This window comes from Limnothrix sp. FACHB-881 (genome assembly GCF_014698135.1).
Classification (GTDB): Bacteria; Cyanobacteriota; Cyanobacteriia; order CACIAM-69d; family CACIAM-69d; genus CACIAM-69d.
Window position 1 is genome coordinate 54,060 of sequence record NZ_JACJSN010000014.1, and the last position, 24,592, is coordinate 78,651.

A 24,592-nucleotide genomic window follows, 5' to 3' on the forward strand; every position below is an offset into this window, starting at 1 on the left:
CTTCATTGGTTCTGAAAGTAAGCTTCAGTTGATCTTCATGAACTCAAGTTTGCATCCTAAAACTCATTGCCAAAAAGTTGCAGCTTCAAATTGGTAAACAATGGGCAATGTGATACATGGTTCGTGATAATTGGTGTGTCAAAAATAAGGTTAGAACCACAGGGGCAAAATGATTGGCAGCAAAATAACCGAGGTGCAATAACAGGGCCCAATCAAGGCCCGTGAACCCCCAATCCCTAACGCTGACAAATCAGGCCAGCGGCCATCAAGCTAGACAGGGCCTGTTCCACTTCCGGGCGTGTGTATCGAGAGCAGGCGGAAATGGTGGCGGAGCTGATGGCGGTGGAGTTGTGGGCCAGCATTTGCACTAGGGCTAAAATTTCTCGTTCCACTTCAGTCAAAGTGTACTGAATGCGTTTACCCATGCGAACTTCAGTCATGACGGCAACTCCAACCTGTGTGATGCAACCAAAAATCATTTCACCGAGCCGCGAAATTCACCCCATGTGCATCGGGGTTAGCAATTGTCGCGACTGGTTCGTCTAAAGAATCGTGGTTTTCAGATGGTTTTGCGGCGATCGCCATCCGTAGCCAGTTGTGAAATTGCCCTAGGCGAGATGCGATCGAGTGGGGGTGAGTGGTGCGATCGCGATCGCAAGCCAATTGCTTTCCGGTTGCCCTGGCCCGATCGCTCCCCCAAGATTGCGCCAAAAGATTGCCCCATCAGCTTTCCTGACAAGGGTTGATCAACAGTACAATCGCAATCAACCGAGGTTCTTCAACAGCTACGGCAACCCAATTCAGCCGAGTTCTGTTGATCTGGTTGGGAAAATCAGGACACCTTGGGAACCGACGGGTTGCGTTTGCACAATTTTTGGAATCTGGCTGCGTGATTGATTCATCTCCTAACTCACCCTTGCTCCCGAATTCGGCAGAAACCAGCGCTCCTGAAGGGCTGATCGAGCCGACTGTGGTTACGGATCCCGATCGGCTCGATCGTGCCCTGCTGCAAGGGGCCCACGCCTGGGAGGCCTCCCGTGGGGAGCTGGCCCTGCTTTGTGTGCCGGGGATGATCGATTTGCATGTGCGGCGGCTGGAGATGTTGGCCGCCGTGTTGGGCTATCCCTTTTCGCCGGAGGAAATGGCGCGGGTGCGAGCCACGGTGACCCAAAACGTGGAGGAGGGGTTTGCGGCTTCTCCCTATTCGCAATTGCTGGTGCGCTATTCGCCAGCTCCGCCTCCCCATCGGGGTCTGGTTTGGGACATTCGACCGGTGGCTATTTCTTACAGCGATCGAGCCAAATTGTTTTTGCAATACCGCCCGCCTAAGGATAGTGATCGCTATCCCGATGCCAAGGTGTTGGATTTGGCGGCGGCCCTCAGGGCCCAAGCCCCCGCCGCCACAATTCCGGTGTTGGATGTGGGAGCCGGGACGGGGCGCAACGCGATCGCCCTGGCCCAACAAGGCCACCTGGTGGATGCGATCGAGTTCACCCCCGAAATGCTCGACACCATTCGCCAACTGGCTAAGGATGCGGGTGTGGCGATCGACCTGATTGAGCAAGATATTCGTGATCCTGCCTTTACCCCCAAGCCCGATCGCTACGGTCTGATTGTTCTGACCGGTGTGGTGCAATATTTCAGCGATCCGGCCCAACTGGCGCATCTGTTGGCCAAGCTGACTCCGGCGTTGCGGCCCGGCGGGAAAATTGTGATGGACTGCTTTGTCACCACCGATGGCTATGACCCCACGCCGCTGGCGCGGCAACTATCCTACGTGACTGATAGTTTTCTGTTGCAGCCAACGGAGCTAACCCGGGCGATCGCCTCGTTGCCCCTGCGGGTGGTGTCCGATGAGCCGGCCTTGGCCTATGAGCGGGAACACTTGCCCCCGGAAGCCTTGGCGGCCCGAGAGTGGTTGGATCCCTGGGCCACAGGCGATCGACTCTTCCCCCTAGGAGATCAACAACGGCCCCCAGTTTCTCTGCGATGGCTGGTGTATGAACGGGTCACGCCCTAGCACTTTCGTTGGAAATTGCTCGATTTTCAGCGTTTCTGGCTTGTCTGACGGTTGATTTGAACTCAGAGATAACTCAGAGATATTGTCCTATGCCTGCAACCAATCCCAATTCCCCCGGTTCTCAACTAACGCCCGATCGCCCCACTTGGAGCGGCCAGGCCCTAAGCCGTTGTTTACCGACATCGGAATGGATGTTGAGTATGGCCGTCTTGCCCGTTTTGACTGGTTTTGTGGGGATTCGGATGTTGGCAACGGCAACGGCAGAATTAGGAGAATTAGCGGAAGAAATCTTTCGGGGCGATCGGTTGCCCTTGCTGAATATTCCCCAACCCCAATCCAATGAGACCTCAATGGTTGAACAGTAATTGTCCTTCGTCGGTCGTGCGACGATCGGGCTATTGGATCACTCCTAACTTGGTTGCCAAAACACCATGCCCAATCGCCTAGCCCCCCTCTTAAACCCCGATCGTCGATATACCTTTTCCGACTACTTCGACCTCAACATTTCTACTCGCGAGCTGGTTGAATATTTTGGTTGTTCCTACCATCTTCAGCCCCTCAATCTCCCCTGCTGGCCGCAATCCAGCGGTGCAGCTGCGACGCAAACCCTCCGGCCGAGTGATGGCGTAAGCCTGACGGAGCAATCTCGCCTCCGTGCCACCTATACCCAAAAACTGCCCTTCATTTCGTTGACTTCGGAAACGGCCAAACGAGAATTTTATATTGCACCCCTGTTGTTGGAATTACTCGACTACGCCCCGATCGAAATTGAAGTGGAATATAGCCTCAATGGTGGTGAAAACCTCAGTGGAACCGTAGACTATTGCCTCAAGGCAGCGAATCAAATGCTGATTATTGAAGCGAAAAAGGGCGATTTAGAGCGCGGTTTTAACCAATTAGCCGTTGAATTAATTGCCTTAGATCGGGCGATCGCCCCTGACCAACCCTGGTTATACGGAGCCGTGACGATCGGGAATGTTTGGGTTTTTGGCCAACTCGATCGCGCTAGCCAAGCGATTTATAAAGACCTCAATGCCTATACAATTCCTGGCAATCTAGACGACCTGATCGCCATTTTGCTGGGTATTCTTCAGGCTAAGTCGTGACATTTTAGAGGATCTCTGAAAAGCCTAAATGGCTAACCTTTCAGATCTTGCAAGCCAGCGAAGACAAGGGGCTTAGGTTCCGTGCCCCAGTCGTCGTAACAAGGAGCTTGAGCATCTTGCTCCCCACGATCCGCTAACGGCAGATCTAGGGTTTTGGGCTAAATGATGATTATTGCTTGACCTGTACCAAAAAATGCTTTTCAGACCTCTTCTAAGTCAAGACTCCAAAATAGATCCATCAACAATCAAAAAAGGGAGGCAGAATATAACATCCTGCCTCCCGCATGATTCAAAAAACTACTAGCGAAGACTAGCTACAGAACATTGCAAGATCGAGTAGCTAGCTGAAGCTTTGGGAAACTACTTCCACTTGCGGGCAACCAGTTCCGCCAAGTCCACAACGCGCTGGCTGTAGCCCCACTCGTTGTCATACCAAGCGATGACCTTCACCATGTCGCCGCCCAGCACCAAGGTCAGGCTAGCATCCACGATCGAGGAAGCATCGGTTCCCTTGTAGTCCGAGGAAACCAACGGCAGATCGCTGTATTCCAAAATGCCCTTCAGGCCGTTTTCAGCAGCGGCCTTCAGCACTTCGTTCACCTGCTCGGCGATCGTGCTCTTTTCCACTTGGGCCACGAAGTCCACCACCGAAACGTTCGGGGTCGGCACGCGCATGGCGATCCCGTTCAGTTTGCCCTTCATTTCCGGCAACACCAGGGCCACAGCCTTGGCAGCACCCGTGGAGGTGGGCACAATGTTCATGGCCGCAGCACGGGCCCGACGCACATCCCGGTGGCTGGCATCCAGCAACCGTTGGTCGCCAGTGTAGCTGTGGGTAGTGGTCATGGTGCCTTTGATGATGCCAAAGTTCTCATGCAACACCTTCACCACGGGAGCCAAGCAGTTGGTGGTGCAGCTCGCGTTACTAACGATGTTGAATTTGTCGTGGTCGTAGTCGCTGTCGTTCACGCCCATCACGAACGTGCCAACACCGTCACCCTTGCCCGGAGCGGTGATCAGGACTTTCTTAGCACCGGCCTGGATGTGCTTAGAAGCGCCTTCTTCGCTAACAAATACGCCTGTCGATTCAATGATCAGGTCAATGCCCCACTCGGCCCAGGGCAACTTGAGCGGATCCCGATCGGACACGCATTTGATCGTTTTGCCGTTGACGGTAATGGAATTTTCGTCAGCCTGAATGTCGGCATTTAGCTTGCCGAGCATCGTGTCGTACTTGAGCAGATGAGCATTCGTCTTGGGGTCGGACGTATCGTTAATGCCCACCAGTTCGAGCTGGCTATCTTGGCGGGTCAACCAGCATCTTAAGAAGTTACGACCGATTCGGCCAAAACCGTTAATGGCGACTCTAATCACTATGCTATGCCCTCGCGTGCTTTAGGGTGTATTAAGGAAATAGTTGACGTTTTTCCCACATTTTCGGAGCGGGATTGCCAGCCCTAATTCAGCAACCACTGAAGTTGCTCAACTAGACCACGGGTTGACGCTTCGTCGGCGGCACGCTGGCGAACCAGGCTGGCGCTGACCTCTGCGTCTGTTTCGAGTCTCGGACTGCCCGCCCGCGACTTGAAGGCGTTGATTGTACCCAAAATCATATGTTACAGGCTAACTGCACGATCTGATTCTGGGAACTGAGGCGGGGTTGATCGGGTCGATCGATCCCCCCAAAACAGAGGGCGAGCACACGAAAAGCTGCCCCAAGCGATCGCCTGACAAGTGCCAAGCCATCATGCCAGCAATGTGCCCACATTTAACCATCGATCCCGGCCCAATCCCAAACTAATCGCAACGGATTTTGCAGAATTTTTGCGGGGATCATGATCGCTGGTTGCTGTTTGGCCTCGAAGTGAGTGATGGCCGCTGGGAATGAGACCCGGTGGGGCGATCGCCAAAAGCTGGGTTTGGGCTTGGTTAAGGTCTGATGGAGGTCTGCTGGAGGCTTGGCTAAGACCCTTCAAACACCCTTCTGGGTGGATCGGGCCAATTGGGCTGTTCCCCATCAAAATGGGTTAAATTCGCAAGAAATTCGTCAGATTTCAGGCCGCAATCGTTCGCCGAAACCCACAGCCCAGGCTGGTTTCAGGAGGATCAACGCTTCTCTGCGGCAATTTGACCGTTGCTGATATGATATGGCGTGATTGTTGGTGTGGTGTTTTGAGGAGCGGCAATGCCGAATCTTGTGGATTTTAGCGGAAGGCCTTTCCACTTTATTGGCATCGGTGGCATCGGCATGTCGGCTCTCGCGTATATTCTGGTCAAGCAGAAGATCCCCGTTTCTGGATCGGACGCGCGATCGAGCCATATTACCCAACGCCTGGAACAACTAGGTGCTCAGATTTTTTGGCAACAATCCGCAACGAACTTTGATGCCTTTCGTTCCGGTGTGCCTTTTGCAACTCCTCCCGCGCTAGCCTCTGATGTTCCCTTGGCGGCAACGGCTCTAGCCACGGTTCCCGAGACCGAAGCGCACTCCACCGCACCGCAAGCCCTGCCGCAGGTTGTCTGTTCAACGGCGATTCAGGCAGAAAACCCGGAATATCAAGCGGCTGTGGAGCTGGGTTGTCCAATTCTGCATCGTTCAGACCTGCTGGCGGCGTTGATCAGCCGATCGCGGGGGATCGCCGTTGCCGGAACCCACGGCAAAACCACCACCAGCAGCCTGATTGGTTACATGCTGCTCCAGGCAGGCATTGATCCCACCATCATTGTGGGCGGCGAGGTGGGCGCTTGGGAGGGCAATGCGCGCTTAGGTCAGGGTCCTTACCTGGTGGCGGAGGCGGATGAGTCCGATGGCTCACTGATTAAGCTTTCTGCGGAACTCGGCGTTATCACCAACATTGAACTCGACCACCCCGATCACTACCAGTCGCTTGATGGGGTGGTCGAAATCTTTGAGCAGTTTACCCACAATTGCCAACGCTGGGTGGGGTGTTTGGACTGTCCCACGCTGCGCGATCGCCTCAAACCCGATATTTCCTACAGCCTTGATCCCGATCGCGTGGCCGATTACACCGTGCTGAACCCCCAATATACGGCCCAGGGTGTGACAGCCACAGTGCTAGAACGTGGGGAGGTGCTCGGGGAAATCCAACTGCAACTGATGGGCCAACACAATCTCAGCAATGCCCTGGCTGCCGTGGCCGTGGGTCGGGACTTGGGGTTGGACTTTGCCCAAATTGCCGAAGGATTGGCGGGCTTTCAGGGGGCCCAGCGTCGCTTCGAGCATCGGGGCACCGAGGGGGGAATCGCCCTGTATGACGACTACGCACACCATCCGAGCGAAATTCGCGCCACCTTGGCCGCGGCTCGCCAACGGTTGAGCGCCCAAGCAGGGCAATCGCGAGTAGTGGCAATTTTTCAGCCCCACCGCTACAGTCGCACCCAAACCTTTCTTGAGGAGTTTGCCCAATCATTTCAGGATGCAGATTTAGTGGCCATTGCGGATATTTATGCCGCTGGTGAGAAACAGGTTCCAGGACTCAGCGGCCAAACCTTGGCCGATCGGGTGGCGGCCTACCATCCCGAAGTGTCCTATTGCGGCTCGCTCGACAACACACACCAATTTCTGTCTGCGGCTCTTCAACCGGGTGACCTGGCCCTCTTTTTGGGTGCGGGGAATCTCAATCAAATCGTGCCTTCGGTGCTGAAGGATTTGGCAGCCCGGGCCGATCGGGCCACAGATGATTGCAAAACCAGCAGCGCTCTCTAATCTGCGGGTGCATTGCCCGATCGGGTGCTGTTGCTACTTCGCTGACTGAACCGTTTTGAATCGACCTTTAGAGTTTGGATGCGCTCCATCGCATTCCAGTTCTCTATATCTAGGCTCATCTAGGCTCTGGAGCTTGATTTTGAATTTCGATTCTGGATCTTGATTTTGGATCTTGATTCTGGATTTCGATTTTGGATCTGGGTTGCGGGTCTTGGTTGCAGCTCCTAGTGCTCTGGTTCGGTTCCGCCTCTCGGCTTCCTTGCACCAGTTCACTGCATCCTCCCTAGTTGCAGTTTCTAATCGCAATTCGCAATTCGTTTGTTGCAATCCCTTGTCGCAATCTGTTTGTTGCAATTTTGAACCTATGGTGACTCAACTGCACTCACCCGCCACAAAGACGGGTAGCCTGATTCAGTCCAATGTCTCCCTAGCGCGGTTTACCTCTTTTCGGGTTGGGGGGCCAGCCGAATGGTATGCCGCTCCCAAAACCCTTGATGATTTATACGAGTGCTTTGAGTGGGCCGATCGCAATAGTGTTCCCGTGACCCTTTTGGGGGCGGGATCCAACCTTTTGATCAGCGATCGGGGCATTTCGGGTTTAACCATTGGCACACGCTATCTACGGCGGATTCAGATCGATCGAGAAAACGCCAGGATCACGGCCGGCGCTGGCGTATCCATGGCCGCCTTGGCCTGGAAAGCGGCCTATCTGGGCTGGGGCGGTCTGGAATGGTCAGTGGGCATTCCCGGCAGCATCGGCGGCAGCATCGTCATGAACGCTGGGGCCCATGGCAGCGAAATTCGTGACGTGTTGTTGCAAGCCACCGTTTTGGCTCCCCAAACGGGTCAAATCCAACACCGATCGGCAGCGGATTTGGGCTACAGCTATCGCACTTCCAGCCTGCAAGGAGACAGCCAACTGGTCACGGAAGCCACCTTCCAACTCCAGCCCGGCCAAGACTCCCTAGCCCTGCAAGCCCAAACTCGCGAGCACCTGGAGCGCCGCCACGCTACCCAGCCCTACCATCTGCCCAGTTGCGGCAGCGTGTTCCGCAATCCGGAACCCCGCAAGGCCGGCTGGCTGATTGAGCAGTCGGGCTTGAAGGGGCATCGCATTGGGGGCGCGGAAGTGGCCCAAATGCACGCGAACTTCATCTTGAACCGCGATAACGCCACAGCTGCGGACATTTTTAATCTGATTGATTGTGTCCGAAATGAGGTGTACAGCCGTTGGGATGTGCTTCTGGAGCCGGAGGTGCGGATGTTGGGGCCATTTTGCGCCGTTTAACGCTGTCTGGTACTGCTTTTCACTGGCCAGCACCGCCCCAGCGCCCTTGAGTGGGTGTTGACGCGATCGCCTGTTGCGGGGCTTCGCGTCACGGGGCCAAGGCTCGATCGATCAGTGTTGAATCGGCATTTGATCGGCTCTTGATCGGAACTCGATCGGTGTGATCAATTCAACCAAAGCCAGCGCCCCTAGGCAGCAACGGGCATGATTCCCGCCCCGTCAACCCATCAACTCAGATCCTGTCAGGATGCATCACCCCATGATTCCATGCGATCGCCGCTATGCCCTGGTGCATGAATGGTTAACTCCGCTGGCCACGGGGGGGTCTGAGTTGGTGGTGCGGGAAATGGTGACCCAGCTCGATCGCTGGTTGCCGGAACCGGTGGCTTTGCACGCGCTGATCGATTTCGAGTCTAGCAATTCTGAAAGTTACTTGTATGGCCGAGCGATCGGCCATACCTTTTTGCAGCGCTTTCCGGGAGCCATTCGTGGAGTGCAGCGCTATTTGCCCCTTTGGCCCTTGGCGATCGAGCAATTAGACCTGCGAGCCTATGACATCATTCTGTCCTCGTCCCATGCGGTGGCGAAGGGGGCGCTGGTGGCGGCCCATCAGTTGCATGTTTGCTATTGCCATGCGCCCATGCGCTATGCCTGGGACTTAACCCATGATTATTTGGCGGGCAGTCGATCGGGTCGTGGCCCGATCGGCTGGCTCACCCGCTATTTGCTGCATCGGTTGCGGTTGTGGGATGTGCTGGCGGCGAATCGGGTCGATTTCTTTGCGGCCAACTCCCGCACCACGGCCAATCGAATTTGGCGCTGCTATCGACGGCGGGCGGAGGTGATTTACCCGCCGGTACAGGTCGATCGATTCCCCCTGCAAACCACCAAGGATGACTATTACCTCTGCGTTACCAGGCTAGTGCCCTACAAGCGGGTGGACTTGATTGTGGAGGCGTTCAATCAACTGGGATTGCCCCTGATGGTGATTGGGGGCGGGCCAATGCTGGAATCCTTGCGCGAACAGGCTGGGGCCAACGTGCAACTGTTGGGCGAGCAGCCGGACGCAGTGGTGGCCCAAGCCATGGCCCAAGCGCGGGCCTTTGTCTATGCGGCGTTTGAAGATTTTGGGATTGCGCCCGTGGAAGCCCAGGCCTGCGGTACGCCCGTAATTGCCTTTGCCCAAGGGGGAACCGGCGAAACGGTGCGCGACTGTCGCCAGGATCCCAAAACGGGCACGGGGCTGCTGTTTGAGCAACAAACCAGCGAGGCGATCGCGGCGGCGGTGACGGTCTTTGAAGACTATCGATCGCGCCTGAGTGCTGAGGCGATTCACCGCCATGCCCAGTCCTTCAGTCCCAATGTGTTTCGCGATCGTTACTTTGGGTTTGTGAACTGGTGTTGGCAGGAGTTTCAGCGCGATCGACAGACCCCAACTGAGTTTTTCCGTTAACATCCGCGCAACTCAACCCGCCTAAGCCCTACAGTGAATAGTGATGGATCGTGGATCCTACCGAGCCAATGGTAGGATGGAGTATCAATTCTCCGATATCTCGATCGACTTACGGGGCATTCAATCCCCCCTTATTTGCCACTGCTGGACTCATGGCCAAATCTGCTAGCTCGCCGGTTGCTGCACCCACCGAAACTCGTCTCTCGAAAGTTGAAGGACTCAAAGAACGAAGCAACTTTCTCCGGGAACCCGTTGCGTCGGAACTGTTGCTGGACACCAATTATTTTTCCAATGATGCGATTCAAATCCTGAAATTCCACGGCTCCTATCAACAGGTCGATCGAGACCTGCAAAAGCCGGGCCAGGAAAAGCCCTATCAGATGATGTTGCGCACCCGCAGTCCGGGAGGGTTCATCCCGCCGCAACTATACCTGACGCTCGATCGCCTGGCCAGTGAATATGGCAACGAAACCCTGCGCGCCACAACCCGTCAGGGCTTTCAGTTGCACGGGATTCTGAAAAAGAACCTGAAAGCCACGATCGCCGCGATCGTCAACAGCATGGGGTCAACCCTCGGCGCTTGCGGCGACCTGAACCGCAACGTGATGGCCCCACCAGCGCCCTACAAAAACCGCCCCGAGTATCAACTGGCGCTGGCCTATGCCAACAACATTGCGGACTTGCTCACGCCGCAAACGGGGGCCTACTACGAAATTTGGCTGGATGGGGAAAAGGCCATTTCCGCCGAAGAAGACCCGGCCGTGAAGGCGGCCCGCCAAAGCAACGGCTCCACGCCCATGCGCCTGGACACGGAAGAGCCGGTCTATGGCGCAACCTACATGCCCCGCAAGTTCAAATGCGCGGTGACGGTTCCGGGAGACAACTCCGTGGATCTGTTTTCCCAGGACTTGAGCTTGGTGGTGATCACCGATGAGCAAGGGGAGTTGGAAGGGTTCAATGTCTATGCCGGTGGCGGTTTGGGCCGTACCCACAACAAGGAAGAAACCTTCGCCCGCATTGCCGACGAAATTGGCTTTGTGGCGGCGGCGGATGTCTATGGCCTGGTGAAGGCGATCGTGGCGGTGCAACGGGACTATGGCGATCGCTTCGATCGTCGTCACTCCCGGATGAAGTACCTGCTGCACGATTGGGGGGTGGCCAAGTTCCGCGACCATGTGGAAGATTACTTGGGCAAAAAGCTGGAACCGGCGCGCCCCCTACCCGCTTGGCGCTATGAGGACTTCTTGGGCTGGCACGAACAGGGCGATGGCCATTTGTTCTTGGGCCTGTCGATCCAAAATGGGCGGGTGCATGACCAGGGTGATTTCAAGCTGCGATCGGCCCTGCGGCAAATTGTGGAACGGTTCCAGTTGCCGATGCTGCTGACTCCCCATCAGAATGTGCTGTTCTATGACATCAAGCCGGGCGATCGAGCCGCCATTGAAAAAATCCTGACCGACTGCGGGGTTTGGGCGATCGAGCAAATTGATCCCCTAGAGCGGCTGGCGATGGCTTGCCCGGCCATGCCCACTTGCGGCTTGGCGATCACCGAATCGGAGCGGGCCCTGCCGGGCTTTGTGGAGCGCATTCGATCGTTGATGGAGCGCTTAGGCTTGGGTGATGAATCTTTCGTGATTCGGATGACCGGTTGCCCCAACGGTTGTGCTCGGCCTTACATGGCTGAGTTGGGTTTTGTGGGCAGCGCGCCCAATGCCTACCAAGTTTGGCTCGGGGGTTCTCCTAGCCAAACCCGCTTGGCCCAAACGTTTACGGAACGGATGAAGGATACGGATCTGGAATCGTTCCTGGAACCGATTTTGGTTTACTTCAAGCGATCGCGCGAACCGGGCGAAAGCTTTGGCGATTTCTGCCATCGGGTCGGGTTTGATACGCTGCGGCACTTTATGCAGGCCTATCGCCCGATCGATGCCAAGGCGGAGAAGGACGGCCAGCGAGCCAGCAACGGCAGCGCCGCTCCCCGCCATCGCATTGGCATTCGCGATGAGTTGTACAAGTCGGTGCAGGCCCTGGCTGCCGATCGGGGACAGTCGGCCACCGCGCTGATCAATGAGGCGATCGCCGCTTACCTGAATCAGCAGTCCAACTAGCTGTCGATTTCAAGCCAATCTCCAGCCGATCGAGATCGGATCGAGATCGGTTGGATTCAGCAAGCCTCAACAAGCCTCAATCGATCGGTTGTTGAGCCGTGCGGATCCCTAGCGGGTTAATGGTGATTGAGGAATCGCTGAAGGTGCGCGATCGGGCTGGGGAAATCCCTGGCTCGATCGCGCACAAATTTTAGATAGCCCCGCTTGATATTCACAGCGAAACGCTCGCTGACACCAAGCGGCCATATTCACCTGCTCTAAACGCCCCACCTGTTGGCATTGGGGACTATTCCACTGGCTGCCGATCGCCCAAGCGCCCGCACGCCCCACATCCAAAACGGTTTTCAGCGGGTTTTCTTGATTAGCAGGCACGCCCGTTTCCGGCACGGTTACTACATCGACCCAAATACCGTGACTGCCCAGAATGAGCCGAGCCATGGCCCCGGCTCGCCATTGGTGGGAACCGGAAGTCATCAAAATCACCCGTTTTGCACCCCAACGCTGCAAGATCGGCAGACTCCAATAGCAGTTCCCAAACGTGGACTGGGCGCATTGCTCCAGCCACACGCGATCGCCCTTCACACCAGCGCGATCGAACAACGCCTTGACACAGGGAGGCTTGGAACCCCCGGAAATCAGCACCCTCTGTTGGGGATGGGCCGCCGCCCACTGAACCGCCGCCATTTCGCGCCGAATGCTGCCCCCCAAGACCCACAGCACTTCCGGCGGGCCCGAAGCCGCCACCATCAACCGTCCGCCCCACCACAGGCCCCCCAAGGCCAACAGACCAGCGGTCATCAGCCCAATTTTTCGACGAAATGGCTGCATAGGGCGATTGAGGGGAATCTAATGACTGAGGCGACTGAGGCGACTGAAACGATGAACTGATTAACACTCGATTCAACGCGCAGCAACACCGGGCGGCGGCAAAAACTGCGATCGACCATTGGGCAGCCGTGGGCCCCGCTTGGCTCCCATGGCTAACAATTCCTGTTCAGCCCGCTGAATCACTAGGCGATCGACTGCCGCTTGATAAACCTCATTCCAGGAGTAAAACCGCACCGCTAACGTGTTGGGATCCCGGCGCAAAAAGTCCGCTGTTTCTTGGAAAAACGGAGCCACCCGCCGATATTTTGAAGTCATGGCTGCCCAGCGACCCGCCATTTCCAGGGAAGCCACGGTGGCCGGAATGTCATTCAGCAACAGGTATTGATCAAACGCCTTGAAGCGCCAAACCCAAAAGGCATCGGTTTGGTGCTTGGGATCCAGCACATCGGTCATGCGGGTCATGAGGGCCACGGATTTTTCCGGCTTGCCCGCATAGTACGCCACACCCGCCGAAATGAAAGGAGCCAGCGTGGTGAATCGGGGATCCCGCAGGGTCATCAGCTCAAAGTAATCTTCATTGGCCGTGTAGCCCGTGGCCTGGCGAACTTCCGTGTCTCCGAAATATTGCAAATAGCTTAAAAATGCCCAATTGGCCAGCAAATTATCAAACCCAAGGCTGGGCATTCGGGCCGCCAATTGCAATTGTGTACGGGTGCGATCCTGAGCCAAAACGGGATCTTCCAATCCCTGGGGAGCGCGTTTGATGGTGGCTTGTTGCAGGAGGACGATTCCCCCGATCGCGATCAGGGCGATCGCCCCATTGGTGAAGTGGCCTAACCATTGCAGCCGCCGTAGCGATCGGCTCAGGGCTGCGGTTGATGTTTCGGTTGATGTTGTTGATGTTGTGGTTGATGCGGGCGAACTGGATAGGGTCGATGAAGGGGATGGGGTCGATCGAGCAACCTGGGGGGATGGCGATTCAGGGGGCTGAGTACGTTTCCAAATCATGGTCAACTGCCCGTTAGAGATCCATTCGGGATTGAATGTGGCGATTCGATCGGTGTCTGGAGTCACCCACGGTTCCCGATCGGCGCTCTATGATGAATAGCAATCATCTATCAGCCATCCTGCCATAACTCCCAAAATTGCTGGGTGCTGGTTGGGCGCTAGTTTTGTATTCCCTTGATTTCATTCAAAAACGTTGGCCGTATGCCCCAGGTTGATCCCAAATCTATGCCCGCTGTCTCGTCGGTTTCGCGTCATTGGTTTGATTGGCGGCGATCGCCCAAGAGCCTGGGCGTAAAGGTGGCGATCGCGGCGGCCAGCGTTGCCCTGCTTCATCCAGCCCTGAGTTTGCCGGCCTTCAGCCAAGACCGAGAACCGCCCGCCCCGGAACCCGGCCAATTCCAAGACAGCCCCAAGCAAATCGTGGATGAAGCTTGGCAAATCATCAACCGTGAATATGTGGATGGGCAGTTTAACCAAAATGATTGGCAAGCCATCCGCCAAGACCTCCTGAGCCGCCAATATACGTCGCGGGATGAAGCCTACGAAGCCCTGCGCAAGGCGATTAAGCTGCTGAACGATCCCTACACACGCTTCATGACTCCTGAGCAGTTTGAGGAGCTGACCAACCAAACGGCCGGCGAGCTGTCTGGGATTGGGATTCGGATGGGGGTAGATGACAAGACGAAGCATTTGCAAGTGGTGGAGCCAATGCCCAACTCACCGGCCGCTCGGGCCGGTTTGAAGACGGGAGATCTGATCCTGTCGATCGATGGGCAAGCCACCAAGGACATGTCTCCCGACAAGGCTTCCAGCTTGATTCGGGGCCAGGCGGGCACGGCGGTGAAGCTGGAAATTCAGCGGGCGGGCGGTGCGCCGTTTTCGGTGTCTTTAACCCGCGCCCGAATTGAAGTGCCGATCGTTCGATCAAGCCTGCAAACGGAATCGGGCATTCGGGTAGGCTATATCCGCCTTAATGAGTTCAGCGCCCATGCGGCCGAACAGATGGAGCGGGCGATCGAGGATTTGAAAGGCAAGCAGGCCGAAGCGTTTGTCTTGGATCTGCGCGGCAATCCGGGCGGTCTCTTGAACGCCAGCATTGAGATTGCACGCATGTGGCTCGATGCCGGCAGCATTGTCAGCACGACCGATCGCGCAGGAAACAGCCAAGCCGCCCGGGCTAACCGCACATCCCTCACGAACTTGCCGCTGGCGGTGTTGGTGGACGGCAATTCCGCCAGTGCCAGCGAAATTTTGACCGGGGCGCTGAAGGATAACCGCCGGGCGCTCGTGGTGGGAAGCCAAACCTTTGGCAAGGCCCTGGTTCAATCGGTGCATAGCTTGGGTGATGGTTCGGGTTTAGCCGTCACGATCGCCCATTACTACACCCCCGCTGGCACGGACATTAACAAAACCGGCATCAGCCCCGATGTGGAAATCAAGCTATCGGATGAGCAGGAATATTATCTGTTCTCTAATGGCGGGCGGCTGTTGGCCACCGAGAGCGATCCCCAATACACACGGGCTGTGACCATGCTTCGGAATCGGATCGCGGCCAATAACAATGTGGCCCCGCTGCCCCAGTAGAGACAAACTCAGTAGGGACAAAATATCCCCAACTTGAACCCATCAATCAACGCTAACCATGGCTAGACAAGGGGCTTAAGCCCCTTGCCTCCGATGATGCAGTTAGCGATCGGCCGGACTGGGGAATGGCTTCAGAGCAAACTGCACAACCGTTAGTGCAGGAAGTGGCGGCGATCGGTCATCAGCATCACCAAACCCAGTTCATTGGCCGCTTTGATCGAGTCTTCATCGCGCACGCTGCCACCGGGCTGGACGATCGCCCCGATGCCCGCCGCCGCCGCCGTCCGCACCGAGTCATCAAAGGGAAAGAACCCATCGCTGGCCAAAACAGCGCCCGGGGCTTGGTCGCCCGCTTGGTTGAGGGCGATTGCCACGGAACCCACGCGATTCATTTGGCCCGCACCGATCCCCAGGGTCGATCGGTTGCTGGTCACCACGATCGCATTGGACTTCACATGCTTCACCACCCGCCAGGCAAAGGCCAACTCCGCGAGCTGATCCGCCGTTGGTTGCTTTTCCGTCACCACGCGCCAGGTGTTCGGGTCGCTGGGTTCGTCGTCGGCCGCCTGGAGCAAAAAGCCGCCCGCGATCGTCTTCACCGTGGCCGCCGGCCCCGCCAACAGATCCGGCAGCACCAAGACTCGCAGGTTTTGTTTTTTCTGCAACAAGGCGCGAGCTGCTTCATCACAGCCAGGAGCCACAATGCATTCCAGGAAGGTTTCCGTGAGCGCGGCGGCCGTTTCTGCGTCGATCGGGCGGTTCAGGGCCACGATGCCGCCAAATGCTGAGACCGAATCCGCTTCCAGGGCCTTGCGATAGGCCTCCAACAGGGGCGCATCAGCCGACGATCCCAGGGCCACACCACAGGGATTGTTGTGCTTCAGAATAGCCGCCGCCGGAGGAGCATCGGCGGCCACAAATTCCGCAATCAGGCTCCGGGCCGACTCCAGATCCACCAAGTTGTTGTAACTCAGTTCTTTGCCTTGGAGTTGTTCCGCAGCCGCCCAACCGCTGGGGGTGGAGCCGCTGCGATACCAAGCGGCGCTTTGGTGGGGATTTTCGCCATAGCGCAGGCTTTGCACCCGCTTACCCGCGATCGCCCATTCCACTGGCGTTGCCAAGGCCGGTCGATCCAAATCGGCGGGATTGTCGGCCTGTTGGCTCAGGTAAGTGGCGATCGCGCTGTCATAGGTGGAGGTGTGCCAAAAGGCTTCGCGGGCGCACTGCAACCGGAATTCCAAGGATGGTGTGCCATTGCTGCTCAGCTCATGTAAGTAGCGATCGTATTGAGCTGGGTTGCACAGCACCGTTACGCGGCTGTGGTTTTTGGCAGCGGCGCGGATCATGGCGGGGCCACCGATATCAATTTGTTCGATCGCCTCCGGCAGCGTCACCCCTTCCCGGGCGATCGTCTGCTCAAAGGGATAAAGATTCACCACCACCAAATCGATCGCGGGGATCTCATTAGCAGCCAAATCAGCGCGATCGCCCTCCAAATCGGTGCGGGCCAAAATTCCCCCATGCACACGCGGGTGGAGTGTCTTGACCCGGCCGCCCAAAATTTCCGGGAAGCCTGTATAGTCCGAAACCTTGGTCACGGGGAGTCCTGCGGCTTTGATGGCATTAGCCGTGCCACCGCTGCTGACCAGGGTAAAGCCGAACCGTTCCACCAGTTGGCGAGCCAGTTCGATTAGACCAGTTTTGTCAGAAACACTAAGCAGGGCTGTCCGCGTCATGGAAGAGTCCGTTAGGATTGAGGCTTAACGGGTTCATTCTACCGAGGAGTTGTCGCGTGGCTTTATTAGAGGCGATCGCGATTTCCCCCGAGGCGAACCGCACACCAGCGGCAATGCTGGTCGCGCTTCATGGTTGGGGGGCAAATGCAAATGATGTGGCCGCGTTGGCTCCGTTGCTGAACTTGCCAGATTGGCACATGGAATTTCCCCAAGCCCCCATGGCCTATCCCTACTCCAATGAAGGGCGCATGTGGTACGACTTGGAATCGTCCGATTATCCAGGCTTGCAGGCCAGCCGAGACCAGCTCCAAAACTGGCTGTTGGCCACCACGGAGCGATCGGGCATCCCGCTCGATCGAACCATTCTTTGTGGATTTTCCCAAGGCGGAGCCATGGCCCTAGACGTGGGGTTAGCGCTACCCCTGGCCGGCGTTGCTTCCCTCAGCGGCTATTTTCACACCCTGCCGCAAGTCAGCTCCCTCAAACAGGGGCCCCAAGTGCTGGTGACCCACGGCCGTCAAGATCTCGTCGTTCCAATCCAAGCCGCCTGGCAAGTGCGCGACGATCTCCAAGCCCGCGATGCCACCGTCACCTATTTGGAACTCGATGGGGGCCATGAAATCCAAATGAGCCAAATTTCCGCCCTGCGCACCTTCTCCCTCGCCTGCATTTCAGCATCCTGTCCGAAATGATGGTTTAAGCAAGCACGGCGGATTGTTCAATCCAGCATTGCTGACAATCCAGCATTGCTGACAATCCAAGACCGCATGACGAACCTTTCAGGATCATTGCGGAACTTTACGGTTTGTCCCCAGAAGGATTGCAGATTCACGAAGACTGATAATTTCGCTACAGAGTCCTGCTATTCTGAACATCCAGATCGCAAGATTCGCATCCCGGGCCGTGATTAGGATGACCTGAACGCCTGATCGTTACTCCGGGCCGTGATTAGGATGACCCGAACGCCTAATCGTTAAAGCGCTTCATTAATTTTTCCAGCAGTACAAGCCCCAGCTACAGCGGAACTGCCAAGCCGAATCAACCGCATTTGTCGCCTGGAATTCCGCTGGCGGGCCTGTTGGGTGAAAAAGATCGAAAATCCGGTCGGAAAACTGGGGTTTCGTGGCATCATGATCTGCGGGCGCTCTCCCCTCTAGCCCCCCAGACCCATCAGCCCGCAAATTCACTCCTGACTGGTTTGATGCATCGTCGCGGGCGGGCAGTCCGAGACTTTAAACGGACGTGGAGGCCAGCGTCAGACTGGTTCGCCAGTGGTGGCCTGTGAAGCGTCAACCCCATTCAGCGACCTCGGCCCGATTCGCTGGGTTCAGGCGCGGTGAGGAATCCTCACCCTTTGGGGCGAGGAGGATGTCAATCAATTAATCATTGACCAACGAAGAATCATGACTCTCAGACTTGGCGATACCGTCCCCGATTTCACGCAGGCTTCCACCCACGGATCGATCGACTTCTACACTTGGGCTGGTGATAGCTGGGTGGTGCTGTTTTCGCACCCGGCGGACTATACCCCCGTGTGCACCACCGAGCTGGGCCGCGTTGCCCAACTGAAGGATGAATTTGACAAGCGCAATGTGAAGGCGCTGGCCCTGAGCGTTGACAGCGTGGATTCGCACCATGGCTGGACGGCCGACATTGAAGAAACCCAAAGCACGACGCTGAATTACCCGATTCTGGCCGACGAAGATAAGAAAGTGTCGGAACTGTACGGGATGATTCACCCCAATTCCAGCACCGGTAACACCCTGACGGTGCGATCGGTCTTCATCATCGATCCCAACAAAAAGCTGCGTTTGACGATCACCTATCCCGCCAGCACCGGCCGCAACTTTGATGAGCTGTTGCGCGTGATTGACTCGCTGCAACTGACCGATAACTACAGTGTGGCTACGCCCGCTGACTGGACAGATGGCGGCGATTGCGTGGTGGTTCCCTCGATCCCCACCGAGGAAGCTCGCCAGAAATTCCCCAAGGGCGTGACGGAAATCAAGCCTTACCTGCGCCTGACTCCCCAGCCCAACAAGTAATTTCAATCAGTTTCTAATCTCCGGTGGTTTTTAATTTCAAGCTGAATCCTTGAGCTTGGGGTTAGGGCCACCTGGTGGTTAGCAACATCAACACATCAACAAATAGCCCCCCGATCGCCCTGGTGTGATCGGGGGGCTATTTTATTAGTCTGGTGTATTGGTTTGGTGTATTGGGCTGGTGTGTCGGGCCGTATCAATGGAACACCGATTAGGCAGGCCGTCCCGATCGCTTGAGATTGGGCCAGGGCTGTTCTGGTCGGGGTTGGCCCGGCAGCGTTAAATGGGCGATCGTTTCCTTCAGCGCATCACGCACCGCAAACACGGGCGGCAAATGCAGCGCATTGGCCAAGATGGCCAGACCGATGTGTCGGTGAAAGGGCACGGGCAGCCGATAGGCCCTCACCTGGGCTGGGATCGGTTCTGCGGCCAGCCGGGCCATGACCGTTGCGCCCAATCCTTGGGCCACCATGCTCAGGATGGTGGAATCTTCCCGGACTTCGTAGCTGGGTTCCACGTTCAAGCCCAGCTTGGCGAAGCGATCGAGCACAATTTGCGCACACAAAAATCGCCGGGGCGGCAAAATCAGCGGGCGAGAAAATAAATCTTCCCAGGCAATCACCTCCGTGGCGTACCGATCGCTGCTGGGGACGATCGCCCAATATTCATCCATCATCACGTTCCAGGTTTCAAACTCACTGCCTGCGGGCAACAGGACAAAACCAACATCTGCTCGGCCGGCGCGGAGTTCTTCCTCAATGTCCTGGCTGGTGTCGTATTCATCAATGGCGATCGCGATGCCGGGGTAGCGGTGGCGTAAATGCTCGATCGCCTTAGGCAACAAGTGGGTGGCCACGCTGCGAAAACAGGCCACGCGCACATGGCCCGAATCGAGGCCGCGGGTGCTTTTGGCCTGGCGCTCAATGTCGTTGAGCAGTTCCAAAATTTTGCGGGCACTGTCGGCAATTTCGCGCCCGGTGTCGGTGAGGGTTGCGCCGTGGCGGCCGCGATTCAGCAAAATGGCCCCCAGTTCGTCTTCGAGGGTGGCGATCGCGTGGCTAACGGCGGATTGGGAAATGTCGAGATCCAGGGCGGCTTGGCTGAAATTTCCCCGATCGGCGATCGCCACCAGGGTTCGTAGTTGAGACAACTTGAGTTTTGCAGCAATTTCGCCCATAGCTGAGTCGATGTTGAATCGACTGGAAAGCGATCTAAAGATTCAGCAAATGATTCGGCAAATTCAGCAGATTAAATTTGACAGGCCAAATCCGGCAAATTGAGAAAAGTGCCGTCAGAACCCGGAGCCGAATTGCGCTCGCCGAATTGCTCTCCATGCTATACCGGCACTTTGGAGGATCAACCAAGACATCCATCGATTTCATTCATACCTCCCATGCAAGCCATCGGTCGATCGAACCGCCGACCCTTGATAGGGTGAAGGCACAGCAAATCTCCTGGCTACCGCCTTCCACAACGATGGCCAGGAGATTTGTTTCTTCAGGAGAACCGAGTCATGCACTTTACCTCTGCAACCCGATCGCCCCTGCGGTGGTTGGCGGACTGCTGTGCTGAAAACACCATCCTAGGCAATTTTGGGCAACGGCTGGCCCATTGGGGTCATCAAGCAGTGATGCGGCTCAGCACGCCCGATCAAATCCGAATTTGGTCGCGGACGCTGCCAACCGGTGAGGAAATTTTTTACGGTTGGGATCCACGCACGGGCGATCGATTCTCTAGCCCGGCTGAGCGGGAACTCCGGAGCTGGCTAGAGGAGCGCCATCGCTATCGGTTTTGAATAGACCTCTTACGCGAATCGACCAGAAGCCCTCATCCCCCAACCCCTTCTCCCAAGGGGGGCGAAGGGGGGCCAGAACCATTGCGTTACAGCGATCTCGTAGCTGGTGATCAAGTCCCTCTCCCGACTTGGGAGAGGGATTTAGGGTGAGGGTCTTGATTGACGCAAGGGGTCTAATGACTGGCCATCAAACCAGTTAAAGACCAGTCAAAAACCGGTCAAAACAATCAAAATCACGCTCAAAGCACCGTTAAAAGACCCGGGAAGAGACCGGGAATTCTGGATTGGTCGGTGATAGTGGAGAAAGGAAATTGATCCACAACAGCGAGCGTGATTGATGGGCATGGGGCAAGGTAACGAGCGGGCGTGGGGGCAATGGGGCCGATTGCTCCGATGGTTGGGTTGGGTGGGTTGTGGGTTGGTGTTGGGAACGGTTTCCTTCGCTGCGTTCCCCGCGATCGCCCAAGGGCCAGCCCCAGCCCCCCTGGCCGCCCCGGCCGGCGCTCCGGAGTTTGAACAAGCACGCCAGGCCTACGAAGCGGGCCGGTTTACGGAGGCGATCGACCATTGGCAGCGGGCGGCCCAACAGGCGGCCCAACGGGATGATCGCGCGGCCCAAGGAGCCGCCTGGCATGGCATCAGCTTGGCTTGGGGGCAATTGGGCGATCGAGCAGCGGCCTTGAAGGCAGTGCAGCAGAGTTTGGGCCTGTTGGCGGCGTTGCGCGGCGAGGGAGTCGTGCGGTTGCGGGCGGCGGCCTTGAATCAGCAAGCCCGATTGGAGCTGACCGCAGGGCAGGCGGCCCGAGCGATTCAACTTTTGGAGCAGGCGGAATCCCTGTATCGATCGGCGGGCGATCGGGATGGGCAATTGGGAGCCAGCCTGAATCGGGCCCAGGCCCTGCAAGCCCTGGGACTCTACGGGCGTGCTCTGATGGTGATTGAAGGGCAAATTGGCACTGTCCCGGAGGCCCCCCGCGAACCCACGCGCCTGCAAGGGTTGGGCCTGCTGTCGGCTGGGGAGGCCTTGCGATCGCTGGGGCAATTGGCCCGAGCAGAAACTTGGTTGAGTCAAGCGGCAACGGTGTTGGAACAGTCGGGAACCCCGGCCGATCGCAGCACCGCCGCCCTGGCCCTGGCCCGCACCCGGGCCCTGTTGGCTCGCCAAGGGTTAGATCGCAATGATCCCCAATGGACGACTCTTCGACAACAGGCCATGGCATCGTTCGATCGAGCAAGGGTGGCGGCAGCGGCAGCCGGGAGCGATCGCGATCGGCTGTGGGGTCAGTTGGAGCGCTGGGAGATGGTGTTTCTGGGTTTGGAAATGGGCAGCTCACCCGGAGAAACCGTCAGCAAGGCTCAACTGCAAGCGTTGGCCACCCAGGTGGCACAGCTCCCGATCGGGCGCGATCGGATTGCGGCCCAAATGCGCCTGGCTCGCTGGTGGTCAACCGTGAATGAACCGGCCTTGGCCCTGGCAGGGTTGCAACAGGCGGCCCAAGCGGCCCAAGCCCTGGGCGATCACCGTTTGACGGCGGCGGTTTGGGGTCAGTTGGGCGAAACCTATCGGCAACGGGGGGAAACTGCCCTGGCGGCGCGTTGGCTGGAGCAATCCCTGGCGCTGGTGGAAGGGTTGGCGGCTCCGGAGGTGACCTATCGCACGGCCCGTTCTCTCGGGCAGTTGCGGGCCCAAGGGGGCGATCGCACCGGTTCCCTGGCGGCCTATCGCCTGGCCACCCAAGCGATCGGGCAATTGCGCAATGATCTGGCCGGGATGGATTCCGTGGTGCAGTTTTCCTTCCGCGATCGGGTGGAGCCGGTTTATCGGGAGTTCGTGGATCAGTTGTTGCGGGGCAACCCCAGCCAGGAAGACTTGCAAGCGGCCCGATCGGCGATCGAGGCTTTGCAGTTGGTGGAATTGGAAAACTTCTTTCGCCAAGCTTGTTTGGATGCCAAACCGGAACCGCTCGATCGGGCCATTGACGGGCGATCGGACACGGCCGCCGTGGAGGCCATTGTTTTAAGCGATCGCGTGGCCACCCTCACCAAATTGCCGGGCCAACCGTTGCGCTATGCCGTGGTTCCTGTGCCCCGAGCCACCGTTCTCCAAACCCTGCAACGGGTGCAACAGGCCGTCCAAGACCCAACCATTCCCAACCGGGAGCGCTTGCGCCTGTCCAAGCAGGTTTATGACTGGCTAGTGGCTCCAATTGCCCCAGAATTAGCCCAATCGGGAGTCAAAACCCTGGTGTTTGTGCTGGATGGGCCCTTGGCGAATATCCCGATCGCCGCCCTCCATGACGGAGAGCAATATCTCCTAGAGCGCTACAACACCACCAGAGCCTTGGGTTTGCAGCTTTTTGCCCCCAAAGCCCTGAACCCGCGATCGCTCAACGTCTTGGCGGCGGGTGTTTCGGAAGTGGCCCCCAGTTTCCAGGCGGAAAAATTGGGAGCCTTGCCCTTTGTGGCCGATGAGCTAGATATTTTGGCCCAGGAGTTACCGGCGGCCGTCTTGCGCGATCAGGCCCTGACGGAGCAGGCCCTGCGCCAAGCCTTGCAGCAAAACAACGCCCCGATCGTCCATGTGGCAACCCATGCCCAGTTCAGTTCCCGAGCCGATCGCACCTTTCTGTTGGCTTGGGATCGCCGCATTGAGTTGGCAGATTTTGACCAACTGTTGCGCCGACCGGCCAGCCGCCCCCCGATCGAACTCTTGGTGTTGAGTGCCTGCGAAACAGCCCGAGGGGACGATCGCGCCACCCTGGGTCTCACGGGCATTGCCATCCAGGCCGGCACTCGCAGCGTGTTGGGAACCCTGTGGCAGGTTAGCGACGAATCCACCGCTTTGCTGATGGGAGATTTTTACCAAAGCCTGCGCACCGGAGCCACCAAGGCCGAATCCCTGCGCCAGGCTCAGCTTGCCTTGCTCAAAAACCCCAACTTTCGCCATCCCTTCTTTTGGGCCCCCTATATCCTGGTGGGCAATTGGCTGTGAAACCTGAAGTCAAAGCTGATCTTCCGGGACGGGATCAAAAAGAGCCGCTACGATCGGGAGCAGGCCACGGTTTGGCCCCAAAAACTTCCAAAGCCCCAAAAACTTGCAAGCCATTCTGGAATGGTTCGGTTTTTGAAGGGTTGTTTTGAAGGGTTGTGTTGAAGGATCGTCGCGATCGAGGACTGAAACGAGGATTAAGACTATGAATTGGCATGATCTAGGCACGTTGGTATTGCTGCTGAGTCCCGGGCTGTTGCTGTCGGCCATTGTGATGGGCATTTTTGCGGCCGGCGGCTAGGGCATGGGGCAACCCCCGGGCGGCACAGCATGAACCAACTCGCTGCCCGATTGGGGCCAGTCGCGCCGGTAGCGTGCGCCAGCCGGATCGCCCCAACCCAACTGCAACACCACCTCGCAGGGCAATGCTTGGCCGCGCGGATCTAAACTGACCCACTCAGCGCGATCGATCAAGCGCTGCTCATCACTGGGGGTGAGGGTGCAAAAGTCTCGCCCCCCGGCCACGCTCAAGTGGCGATCGAACCCCACCGTGACCGATCGCCAAAATTCGATCGCATCATCCTTAAATCGCTGAAGGGTATGGATATCCTCCGGCAGCGCAACTAATTGATCATGTAATTCGGGATAGTTCAGCCGGTGGGGGCCCAGGGCGATCGATCGCCACACCAAGCCCGACACCCCCTGTTCACGCTGGTAGGCATGAATTTGGGCCCGGAAGTTTTGATAAGCCGTAAATTTTTGAATCCCTTTGGGGTCAATCAGGCGATCGAGCGGCGCAATTCCTGATACTTTCGCCGTCAAATGTAAGCGTTGACCTTGCATACAGGCCCGCTGTTCTTCCGCCAAAATTTGTAATAACTCATCGGTGCTGTAGGGTTTCTCCATTT

21 protein-coding genes are annotated in these 24,592 nt (G+C 57.2%); 12 read left to right on the forward strand and 9 right to left on the reverse strand.

Annotation, left to right across the window (positions count from 1 at the left end; all coding sequences use genetic code 11):
- Positions 1-236 precede the first annotated feature (236 nt).
- Both H6G52_RS13155 and H6G52_RS13160 read right to left on the reverse strand, forming a co-directional pair.
- A complete protein-coding gene (locus H6G52_RS13155) occupies positions 237-440 on the reverse strand; it encodes a hypothetical protein (protein ID WP_099534076.1) in 204 nt (67 codons plus the stop codon).
- Positions 441-559: 119 nt separating this feature from the next.
- Positions 560-724: a hypothetical protein gene (locus tag H6G52_RS13160; protein ID WP_158234473.1), complete on the reverse strand. Its 165-nt coding sequence runs from the start codon at positions 722-724 to the stop codon at positions 560-562.
- Between the two features lie 192 nt (positions 725-916).
- Here H6G52_RS13160 and H6G52_RS13165 point away from each other — a divergent pair, with 192 nt between their 5' ends.
- From H6G52_RS13165 to H6G52_RS13175, 3 genes are all read left to right on the forward strand, one after another.
- Complete coding sequence (locus tag H6G52_RS13165; protein WP_190528904.1) at positions 917-2,020, forward strand: class I SAM-dependent methyltransferase; 1,104 nt, start codon at positions 917-919, stop codon at positions 2,018-2,020.
- Positions 2,021-2,109: 89 nt separating this feature from the next.
- The gene (locus H6G52_RS13170) at positions 2,110-2,385 is read left to right on the forward strand and encodes a hypothetical protein (RefSeq protein ID WP_190528988.1); all 276 of its coding nucleotides are present in this window, start codon (positions 2,110-2,112) and stop codon (positions 2,383-2,385) included.
- 66 nt (positions 2,386-2,451) lie between these two features.
- Positions 2,452-3,126: a hypothetical protein gene (locus H6G52_RS13175; RefSeq protein ID WP_190528906.1), complete on the forward strand. Its 675-nt coding sequence runs from the start codon at positions 2,452-2,454 to the stop codon at positions 3,124-3,126.
- 360 nt (positions 3,127-3,486) lie between these two features.
- Here H6G52_RS13175 and H6G52_RS13180 read toward each other — a convergent pair whose 3' ends face one another.
- Together H6G52_RS13180 and H6G52_RS13185 are read right to left on the reverse strand one after the other, a co-directional pair.
- Entirely contained in the window at positions 3,487-4,500 is a 1,014-nt protein-coding gene (locus tag H6G52_RS13180) for a type I glyceraldehyde-3-phosphate dehydrogenase (RefSeq protein WP_099534083.1), read from the reverse strand.
- Between the two features lie 83 nt (positions 4,501-4,583).
- Positions 4,584-4,739: a hypothetical protein gene (locus H6G52_RS13185; RefSeq protein WP_190528908.1), complete on the reverse strand. Its 156-nt coding sequence runs from the start codon at positions 4,737-4,739 to the stop codon at positions 4,584-4,586.
- 572 nt (positions 4,740-5,311) lie between these two features.
- Here H6G52_RS13185 and murC point away from each other — a divergent pair.
- The 4 genes from murC (at position 5,312) to sir (ending at position 11,702) form a co-directional block, all read left to right on the forward strand.
- Positions 5,312-6,853: a UDP-N-acetylmuramate--L-alanine ligase gene (gene murC / locus H6G52_RS13190; RefSeq protein WP_099534085.1), complete on the forward strand. Its 1,542-nt coding sequence runs from the start codon at positions 5,312-5,314 to the stop codon at positions 6,851-6,853.
- A gap of 364 nt (positions 6,854-7,217) precedes the next feature.
- A complete protein-coding gene (gene murB / locus H6G52_RS13195) occupies positions 7,218-8,141 on the forward strand; it encodes a UDP-N-acetylmuramate dehydrogenase (protein WP_190528910.1) in 924 nt (307 codons plus the stop codon).
- A gap of 259 nt (positions 8,142-8,400) precedes the next feature.
- Positions 8,401-9,594 (forward strand): glycosyltransferase, encoded by a 1,194-nt coding sequence (locus H6G52_RS13200; RefSeq protein ID WP_190528912.1) that lies wholly within the window; start codon positions 8,401-8,403, stop codon positions 9,592-9,594.
- A gap of 152 nt (positions 9,595-9,746) precedes the next feature.
- On the forward strand, positions 9,747-11,702 hold the full coding sequence (gene sir / locus H6G52_RS13205; RefSeq protein WP_190528914.1) for a sulfite reductase, ferredoxin dependent: 1,956 nt from the start codon (positions 9,747-9,749) through the stop codon (positions 11,700-11,702).
- Positions 11,703-11,810: 108 nt separating this feature from the next.
- Here the strand turns inward: sir and H6G52_RS13210 are convergent, their stop codons facing one another.
- Together H6G52_RS13210 and H6G52_RS13215 are read right to left on the reverse strand one after the other, a co-directional pair.
- Positions 11,811-12,530: a YdcF family protein gene (locus H6G52_RS13210; protein ID WP_190528916.1), complete on the reverse strand. Its 720-nt coding sequence runs from the start codon at positions 12,528-12,530 to the stop codon at positions 11,811-11,813.
- 72 nt (positions 12,531-12,602) lie between these two features.
- Entirely contained in the window at positions 12,603-13,538 is a 936-nt protein-coding gene (locus tag H6G52_RS13215) for a hypothetical protein (protein WP_190528918.1), read from the reverse strand.
- A 225-nt stretch (positions 13,539-13,763) separates the two neighbouring features.
- Between H6G52_RS13215 and ctpB the strand changes: the two genes are divergently transcribed.
- Positions 13,764-15,122 (forward strand): carboxyl-terminal processing protease CtpB, encoded by a 1,359-nt coding sequence (gene ctpB / locus H6G52_RS13220; RefSeq protein WP_099534147.1) that lies wholly within the window; start codon positions 13,764-13,766, stop codon positions 15,120-15,122.
- Between the two features lie 152 nt (positions 15,123-15,274).
- On the opposite strand, the gene purH is transcribed toward ctpB, so the two are convergent.
- Positions 15,275-16,858 (reverse strand): bifunctional phosphoribosylaminoimidazolecarboxamide formyltransferase/IMP cyclohydrolase, encoded by a 1,584-nt coding sequence (purH, locus tag H6G52_RS13225; protein ID WP_190354782.1) that lies wholly within the window; start codon positions 16,856-16,858, stop codon positions 15,275-15,277.
- 56 nt (positions 16,859-16,914) lie between these two features.
- Between purH and H6G52_RS13230 the strand changes: the two genes are divergently transcribed.
- Both H6G52_RS13230 and H6G52_RS13235 read left to right on the forward strand, forming a co-directional pair.
- Positions 16,915-17,550, forward strand: a complete 636-nt coding sequence (locus H6G52_RS13230) for an alpha/beta hydrolase (protein WP_234406991.1) — start codon at positions 16,915-16,917, stop codon at positions 17,548-17,550.
- A 711-nt stretch (positions 17,551-18,261) separates the two neighbouring features.
- Positions 18,262-18,903, forward strand: coding sequence for a peroxiredoxin (locus H6G52_RS13235; RefSeq protein WP_190528920.1), 642 nt, complete (start codon positions 18,262-18,264; stop codon positions 18,901-18,903).
- 208 nt (positions 18,904-19,111) lie between these two features.
- On the opposite strand, the gene H6G52_RS13240 is transcribed toward H6G52_RS13235, so the two are convergent.
- Complete coding sequence (locus tag H6G52_RS13240; protein ID WP_190528922.1) at positions 19,112-20,077, reverse strand: LysR family transcriptional regulator; 966 nt, start codon at positions 20,075-20,077, stop codon at positions 19,112-19,114.
- Between the two features lie 336 nt (positions 20,078-20,413).
- Here H6G52_RS13240 and H6G52_RS13245 point away from each other — a divergent pair, with 336 nt between their 5' ends.
- Together H6G52_RS13245 and H6G52_RS13250 are read left to right on the forward strand one after the other, a co-directional pair.
- On the forward strand, positions 20,414-20,695 hold the full coding sequence (locus H6G52_RS13245; RefSeq protein ID WP_190354785.1) for a hypothetical protein: 282 nt from the start codon (positions 20,414-20,416) through the stop codon (positions 20,693-20,695).
- A gap of 343 nt (positions 20,696-21,038) precedes the next feature.
- Positions 21,039-23,687, forward strand: coding sequence for a CHAT domain-containing protein (locus tag H6G52_RS13250; RefSeq protein WP_190528924.1), 2,649 nt, complete (start codon positions 21,039-21,041; stop codon positions 23,685-23,687).
- A 294-nt stretch (positions 23,688-23,981) separates the two neighbouring features.
- On the opposite strand, the gene H6G52_RS13255 is transcribed toward H6G52_RS13250, so the two are convergent.
- Positions 23,982-24,590 carry a hypothetical protein gene (locus tag H6G52_RS13255; protein WP_099534148.1) on the reverse strand — a complete coding sequence of 203 codons (609 nt, stop codon included), beginning with the start codon at positions 24,588-24,590 and terminating at the stop codon, positions 23,982-23,984.
- Positions 24,591-24,592: the final 2 nt, after the last annotated feature.

Coding starts and splice junctions, on each gene's coding strand:
- H6G52_RS13155 (WP_099534076.1), bottom strand. CDS start 440: ATGACTGAAGTTCGCATGGGTAAACGCATTCAGTACACTTTGACTGAA.
- H6G52_RS13160 (WP_158234473.1), bottom strand. CDS start 724: ATGGGGCAATCTTTTGGCGCAATCTTGGGGGAGCGATCGGGCCAGGGC.
- H6G52_RS13170 (WP_190528988.1), top strand. CDS start 2,110: ATGCCTGCAACCAATCCCAATTCCCCCGGTTCTCAACTAACGCCCGAT.
- H6G52_RS13175 (WP_190528906.1), top strand. CDS start 2,452: ATGCCCAATCGCCTAGCCCCCCTCTTAAACCCCGATCGTCGATATACC.
- H6G52_RS13185 (WP_190528908.1), bottom strand. CDS start 4,739: ATGATTTTGGGTACAATCAACGCCTTCAAGTCGCGGGCGGGCAGTCCG.
- murC (WP_099534085.1), top strand. CDS start 5,312: ATGCCGAATCTTGTGGATTTTAGCGGAAGGCCTTTCCACTTTATTGGC.
- murB (WP_190528910.1), top strand. CDS start 7,218: ATGGTGACTCAACTGCACTCACCCGCCACAAAGACGGGTAGCCTGATT.
- H6G52_RS13200 (WP_190528912.1), top strand. CDS start 8,401: ATGATTCCATGCGATCGCCGCTATGCCCTGGTGCATGAATGGTTAACT.
- sir (WP_190528914.1), top strand. CDS start 9,747: ATGGCCAAATCTGCTAGCTCGCCGGTTGCTGCACCCACCGAAACTCGT.
- H6G52_RS13210 (WP_190528916.1), bottom strand. CDS start 12,530: ATGCAGCCATTTCGTCGAAAAATTGGGCTGATGACCGCTGGTCTGTTG.
- H6G52_RS13215 (WP_190528918.1), bottom strand. CDS start 13,538: ATGATTTGGAAACGTACTCAGCCCCCTGAATCGCCATCCCCCCAGGTT.
- ctpB (WP_099534147.1), top strand. CDS start 13,764: ATGCCCGCTGTCTCGTCGGTTTCGCGTCATTGGTTTGATTGGCGGCGA.
- purH (WP_190354782.1), bottom strand. CDS start 16,858: ATGACGCGGACAGCCCTGCTTAGTGTTTCTGACAAAACTGGTCTAATC.
- H6G52_RS13235 (WP_190528920.1), top strand. CDS start 18,262: ATGACTCTCAGACTTGGCGATACCGTCCCCGATTTCACGCAGGCTTCC.
- H6G52_RS13240 (WP_190528922.1), bottom strand. CDS start 20,077: ATGGGCGAAATTGCTGCAAAACTCAAGTTGTCTCAACTACGAACCCTG.
- H6G52_RS13245 (WP_190354785.1), top strand. CDS start 20,414: ATGCACTTTACCTCTGCAACCCGATCGCCCCTGCGGTGGTTGGCGGAC.
- H6G52_RS13250 (WP_190528924.1), top strand. CDS start 21,039: ATGGGGCAAGGTAACGAGCGGGCGTGGGGGCAATGGGGCCGATTGCTC.
- H6G52_RS13255 (WP_099534148.1), bottom strand. CDS start 24,590: ATGGAGAAACCCTACAGCACCGATGAGTTATTACAAATTTTGGCGGAA.